This window comes from Streptomyces sp. OfavH-34-F (assembly GCF_022347745.1).
Classification (GTDB): domain Bacteria; phylum Actinomycetota; class Actinomycetes; order Streptomycetales; family Streptomycetaceae; genus Streptomyces.
The window spans coordinates 1-6,022 of sequence record NZ_JAKRGC010000358.1; the positions used below are offsets into that span (position 1 = coordinate 1).

The 6,022-nt window shown below is 72.1% G+C and carries 4 protein-coding genes; 2 read left to right on the forward strand and 2 right to left on the reverse strand.

Annotated elements, in window-relative coordinates:
* Positions 1–439 precede the first annotated feature (439 nt).
* A complete protein-coding gene (locus MHW47_RS30780; protein WP_239227158.1) occupies positions 440–889 on the forward strand; it encodes a PTS glucose transporter subunit IIA in 450 nt (149 codons plus the stop codon).
* Positions 890–968: 79 nt separating this feature from the next.
* Positions 969–2,639: a phosphoenolpyruvate--protein phosphotransferase gene (gene ptsP / locus MHW47_RS30785; protein WP_239227159.1), complete on the forward strand. Its 1,671-nt coding sequence runs from the start codon at positions 969–971 to the stop codon at positions 2,637–2,639.
* A gap of 68 nt (positions 2,640–2,707) precedes the next feature.
* Here ptsP and MHW47_RS30790 read toward each other — a convergent pair whose 3' ends face one another.
* Together MHW47_RS30790 and MHW47_RS30795 are read right to left on the reverse strand one after the other, a co-directional pair.
* On the reverse strand, positions 2,708–3,628 hold the full coding sequence (locus MHW47_RS30790) for a hypothetical protein (protein WP_239227160.1): 921 nt from the start codon (positions 3,626–3,628) through the stop codon (positions 2,708–2,710).
* Positions 3,629–3,695: 67 nt separating this feature from the next.
* Complete coding sequence (locus MHW47_RS30795) at positions 3,696–5,672, reverse strand: acetoacetate--CoA ligase (protein ID WP_239227161.1); 1,977 nt, start codon at positions 5,670–5,672, stop codon at positions 3,696–3,698.
* Positions 5,673–6,022: the final 350 nt, after the last annotated feature.

Genomic DNA, 6,022 nt, shown 5'->3' on the forward strand with positions numbered 1-6,022 from the left:
CGGGCGCTTCCCTTCGGTCTTGCGTTTCCGACTCTATCAGACTCTTTCGTGTCCGATTCCCGGTCGAAGCGGGTCAAACGTTTTTCGCTTTCCAGGTCTTCGCTTTCGCGTTTCCCTTTCCGGCGAGATCCGACTCTACCAAACCTTTCCGCTCCCCCTGACCGGCCCCCCGCAGACATGCGGGTGCCCGATTTCGGGTTAGGGTTTGGGCTCAGAAGCCGCCGCCGACCCCCGACTCAATGTCGCGTTGGGGCCAGGCAGGAGTACGACAGTACAGGCAACCGGGAGTCGAGGCAAATCGTTTCCGGTGCGCCCCTAGGTCCTCGAATCCCCAGGACTCGGGCGGAACCGGGACTTCTCATGACTTACGCTGCTGAACAGTACGCCGTCCTTCGACCCAGCCGCGGCGGCACCTTCGAAGCTCCACTGGGAGGCCCCCATGACCACCGTGACGTCCCCTCTTGCCGGACGCGCCATCGGGCTCGCCGCCGTACCCGACCCCGTCTTCTCCGGAGCGATGGTCGGACCCGGCACCGCTATCGACCCCGTGCGCGAAGCCTCCGAGGCGGTCGCCCCCGTCGACGGCATCGTCGTCTCCCTCCACCCGCACGCGTTCGTGGTGGTCGACAGCGAGGGCCACGGCGTGCTCACGCACCTCGGCATCGACACGGTCCAGCTCAACGGCGAGGGCTTCGAGCTGCTCGTGAGCAAGGGCGACACCGTCACCCGGGGCCAGGGCATCGTCCGCTGGAACCCGTCCGATGTGGAGAAGGCCGGCAAGTCCCCGGTGTGCCCGATCGTGGCCCTGGAGGCGACGCCCGACTCCCTCTCCCAGGTCGCCGAGTCCGGGGACGTCGCGGTCGGCGACACCCTGTTCGGTTGGCAGTAACGCGATCGGCGCAGTGAAAGCCGACTGGATATCCACCACCGCGGAGGCAACGACCACCGCACGACCGGAGACGGGTGAAATGGAGACAACGCTGCGAGGCGTAGGCGTGAGCCACGGTGTGGCGATCGGCGAGGTACGGCACATGGGCACCGCGGTGCTCGAACCCCCGGCCAAGCAGATCCCGGCCGACGAGGCGGAGCGCGAACAGGGCCGGGCCCGCCAGGCCGTGGAGGCCGTGGCCGCCGACCTCATCGCGCGCGGCAACCTGGCCGGCGGTGAGGCCCAGCACGTGCTGGAGGCCCAGGCCATGATGGCCCAGGACCCCGAACTCATGGCCGATGTGGAGCGCCGCATCGCCGTCGGAAGCACGGCCGAGCGCGGCGTGTACGACGCGTTCGCCTCCTACCGGGCACTGCTGGCGGGTGCCGGCGAGTACCTCGCGGGCCGGGTCGCCGACCTCGACGACGTCCGCAACCGGATCGTCGCGCGCCTGCTCGGGGTACCGATGCCCGGCGTACCGGACAGCGACGAGCCCTACGTACTGATCGCCCGCGACCTCGCTCCCGCCGACACGGCGCTGCTGGACCCCGCCCTGGTCCTCGGCTTCGTGACCGAGGAGGGCGGCCCGACCAGCCACAGCGCGATCCTGGCGCGGGCGCTCGGGGTGCCCGCCGTGGTGGCGCTCCCCGGGGCCGGTGAACTCGCCGAAGGCACGACCGTGGCCGTGGACGGCAGCACCGGCGAGATCTTCGTCGAGCCGAGCGCCGAGAAGCGGGCCGAGCTGGAGAGCGCCGCCGCCGCGCGCAAGGCGGCGCTGTCCGCCGCGACCGGCCCGGGGGCCACGTCGGACGGTCACAAGGTGCCGCTGCTCGCCAACGTGGGCGGCCCCGGTGACGTACCGGCGGCCGTCGAGGCGGGCGCGGAGGGCGTGGGCCTCTTCCGTACCGAGTTCCTCTTCCTGGACGACAGCAAGCAGGCGCCGTCCGAGGAGAAGCAGGTCGCCGCGTACCGGGCGGTCCTGGAGGCGTTCCCGGAGGGCCGGGTCGTGGTGCGGGTGCTGGACGCCGGGGCGGACAAGCCGCTCGACTTCCTCACCCCGGCCGACGAGCCGAACCCGGCGCTGGGTGTGCGCGGGCTGCGCAGCCTGCTGGACCACCCGGACGTGCTGCGGACCCAGCTGACCGCGCTGTCGAAGGCCGCCGAGGGGCTGCCCGTCTACCTCGAGGTCATGGCGCCCATGGTGGCCGACCGGTCGGACGCCAAGGCGTTCGCCGACGCCTGCCGCGCGGCCGGGCTGAACGCCAAGTTCGGCGCGATGGTCGAGATCCCGTCCGCGGCGCTGCGGGCGCGCTCGGTGCTCCAGGAGGTGGAGTTCCTGTCGCTGGGCACCAACGACCTGGCGCAGTACACCTTCGCCGCCGACCGCCAGGTGGGCGCGGTGTCCCGGCTCCAGGACCCGTGGCAGCCGGCGCTGCTGGACCTGGTCGCGCTGTCCGCCGAGGCGGCAAGGGCCGAGGGCAAGAGCTGCGGGGTGTGCGGTGAGGCGGCCTCCGATCCGCTGCTCGCGTGTGTGCTGACGGGGCTGGGTGTGACCTCCCTGTCCATGGGCGCGGCGTCGATTCCGTATGTGCGGGCCACGCTGGCCAAGTACACGCTCGCGCAGTGCGAGCGGGCCGCGTCGGCGGCGCGTGCGGCGGACACCGCCGACGAGGCGCGCCGGGCCGCGCAGGCGGTGCTGTCGGGCGAGTAGTCCGCGTCCGGACGATGTGGGGTGAAGGGGCTTTCCGCCGGTGACCGGCGGGAAGCCCCTTCGCCGTGTCAGCGGTGCTGCTCGGGCGCGTCGGCTCCGATGTCGAAGCCCGCGCAGTACTCGACGCCGGATTCGGGGGCGACGGGTTCGCCCGTGTCGGCGTCGGTGCAGTAGGCACTGAAGACCTCGGCCGCGGTGAGCGGGTCGAGGCAGCCCCGGTCGAGCCGCCAGCCGTGGACCCGGTCCGGGGCGCCGGGGGTGGAGGTGCGCAGGACGACGCCGCCGGGGCTCTCCAGGGCGATGGCGACCGCGAGCACGCTCACGAACTCGGCGCCCTCCGCGGTGTCGAGGCGCGCGGGGCCGTCCGCGGCCCGGTCGGTGTGCAAGGCGGCGAGCAGCTGTTCGTGTTCCGTGGGGGTGCTGCACACCAGATGGTGGGTGCCCGGCCCGGCCGCCTCCAGGGTGCGCTGCAAGAGGTGGGAGGCGCGGTCGAAGGCGGCGTGGCCGATGTCCTGGCCGCAGTCGGCGCAGTCGCCGAGACCGGCCAGGAGCATCGTGGCGTACTCCCAGGTGGCGCGGCGGGCCGCCCGGCCGATGAGCTGCGGGATCAGCGCGTCCAGCGGTTGGCCGTCGTAGGTGACGGTGGCGCCGCAGGCGGCGATCTCGGCGGTGAAGCGGCTGCGGGCCGCCGGGGTGTCGGGGGCGATGCCGGCCTCCGCGCAGTACTGCGCGTACTCCTCGGGGTCGAAGAGGGCGAGCGTGGCGTGCACGCCCTGGGCGGTGAGGGTCCTGAGCAGGGCTTCCACCTGCTCCAGGTACACCCGGTGGTCGTCGAAGGTGAACGTGCGGTAGCGGCGCATGGCCGCGAAGTCCTGTGCGTCGGCCAGGAGGCCGATGGTGGTCGGTGCTTCGCGGCGCAGCGTGCGTCGCATGGTGAGGGTCGGGGTCCGTCCGTGGACGGTGGTCCGCTGGTTCCTGTTCTGCGCCATGATCTCCCCCAGTGCGCTGTCGAACTTTGCTCACTCAGAGTAATCATGGCCACTGACAGTGGCGGGCTCAGCGGCGTCGGCGGGCCAGTTCGGCGTAGAAGCGGAGGAGTTCGAGGTTGTCGACCGACCCGGGGTTGACCGCCTTTTCCAGGGGGGTTCCCTGGAGGAGGCGCTTGACCGGAACCTCGATGCGTTTGCCGGTGAGGGTGTGCGGGATGCCCGGGACCTCGATGACCTCGTCCGGGACGTGGCGCGGCGAGAGGTTCTCGCGGATGGTGCGCTTGATGCTGTCGCGGAGGGCGTCGTCGAGGGTGGCGCCCTCGGCGAGGTGGACGAAGAGCGGCATCCAGTAGCCGCCGTCCGGTTCCTCCAGGCCGATGACGAGGGATTCGCGGATCTCGGGGAGGCGTTCGACGGCCTCGTAGATGTCCGCGGAGCCCATGCGGACGCCCTGCCGGTTGAGGGTGGAGTCGGAGCGGCCGTGGATGACGACGGAGCCGCGGTCGGTGAGGGTGATCCAGTCGCCGTGGCGCCAGACGCCGGGGTACACGTCGAAGTAGCTGTCGTGGTAGCGGCTGCCGTCGGGATCGTTCCAGAAGCGGACCGGCATGGAGGGCATCGGCTGGGTGACGACGAGTTCGCCGACCTCGCCGGTGAGCGGCTTGCCCGCGGCGTCCCAGGACTGGAGGTCGGTGCCGAGGCAGGCGGCCTGGAGTTCGCCGATGTGGACGGGGAGGGTGGGCACGGCGCCGGCGAAGCAGCTGCAGACGTCGGTGCCGCCGCTGACGGAGGCGATCCACAGGTCGTCGGCGACCTCGTCGTGGAGCCAGCGGAAGCCGTCCGGCGGGAGGGGCGAGCCGGTGGTGGCGACGCACTGGACGCGGGAGAGGTCCAGGTCGCGTCCCGGGTGGATGCCGGCCTTGCGGCAGGCCATGACGTAGGCGGCGGAGGTGCCGAAGAGGGTGGCGCCGGTCTGTTCGGCGACGCGCCACTGGGCGCTGATGTCGGGGTGGCCGGGGCTGCCGTCGTACAGCACGAGGGTGGTGCCGGTGAGGAGGCCGGAGACGAGGAAGTTCCACATCATCCAGCCGGTGGAGGTGTACCAGAAGAAGCGGTCCTCGGGGCCGAGGTCGCAGTGGAGGCCGATCTGCTTGAAGTGTTCGAGCAGGATGCCGCCCTGGGACTGGACGATGGCCTTGGGCAGGCCGGTGGTGCCGGAGGAGTAGAGGACCCAGAGCGGGTGCTCGAAGGAAACCTGTTCGAAGACCGGTTCGGTGTCGGCGGCGGTGAGGGCGGCCCAGTCCAGGGCGCCTTCGGGAGCGTCGGTGCCCAGCAGCGGGATGTGGACGACGGCGCGCAGGCCGGGCAGTTCGCGGCGCAGTTCGGCGACGGTGTCGGCGCGGTGGTGTTCCTTGCCGCCGTAGCGGTAGCCGTCGACGGTGAACAGGACGACGGGTTCGACCTGCTGGAAGCGGTCCAGGACGCTGCGGGCGCCGAAGTCGGGGGCGCAGGACGTCCAGACGCCGCCCACGGCCGCGGTGGCGAGGAAGGCGACGACGGCCTGCGGGATGTTCGGCAGGTAGCCGCTGACGCGGTCGCCGGGGGTGACGCCGAGGGCGCGCAGTTCGGCGGCGAGCGAGCCGACCTGGCGGCGCAGCTCGGACCAGGAGGTGGCGGTCTGGGTGTGGCTCTCGTCGACGTGGAGCAGGGCGGGGGCGCCGGCGCGCAGGGGGTCCTCGGCGGCGCGCAGCGCGTGTTCGGCGTAGTTGAGGGTGGCGCCGGGGAACCAGCGGGCGCCGGGCATCGAGCGGTCGCCGATGACCTGCTCGTACGGGGTGGAGAAGCGGACGTCGAACCATTCGGCGACGGCTTTCCAGAAGGTGTCGAGCGCCTCGACGGACCAGCGGTGCAGACTCGCGTAGCCGCCCTCGGCGGGGGCGCCGTGGTGCGCGGCCGCCCAGCTCTGGAAGCGGGTGACGGCGGCGGCCGCGACGCGGTCGGGACCGGGCTGCCACAGGGGAGCTTCGTCGGCTGCTGAGGTCATGGGGGCGGCTCCCTGGGTGTGACGGGTACGCGGTGTGTGCGCAGGTCGCGCGCACGGGCGGGGTGTGCGCGTGAGGCGACGTCACGGACGATGCCACGTGATCGTCCTTCGCACCAGGGTTGCCCGTACATGGTTCGGTGTCCGGGTATGTGGTCCGGCCACGCCCGGCGCGGGGTGAACGGAAGTTGAACGGCGGTGGTTGGCGGTCCGGCGGGTGGCAGGGTGAGCGGCATGAACGGTCGTGACCTGGTGCGCTCGGTGAAGCTGATGGGTTCGAGGCGGGGGCGGCGTACGGTGCGCTCGGCGTGGCGCCGGGCGCGCGCGGACGCGCGGGCGCTGCCGGGGCGCGG

Excerpts from the sequence above, each read along its gene's own strand:
- MHW47_RS30780 (WP_239227158.1), top strand. The coding sequence starts at position 440 with ATGACCACCGTGACGTCCCCTCTTGCCGGACGCGCCATCGGGCTCGCC.
- ptsP (WP_239227159.1), top strand. The coding sequence starts at position 969 with ATGGAGACAACGCTGCGAGGCGTAGGCGTGAGCCACGGTGTGGCGATC.
- MHW47_RS30790 (WP_239227160.1), bottom strand. The coding sequence starts at position 3,628 with ATGGCGCAGAACAGGAACCAGCGGACCACCGTCCACGGACGGACCCCG.
- MHW47_RS30795 (WP_239227161.1), bottom strand. The coding sequence starts at position 5,672 with ATGACCTCAGCAGCCGACGAAGCTCCCCTGTGGCAGCCCGGTCCCGAC.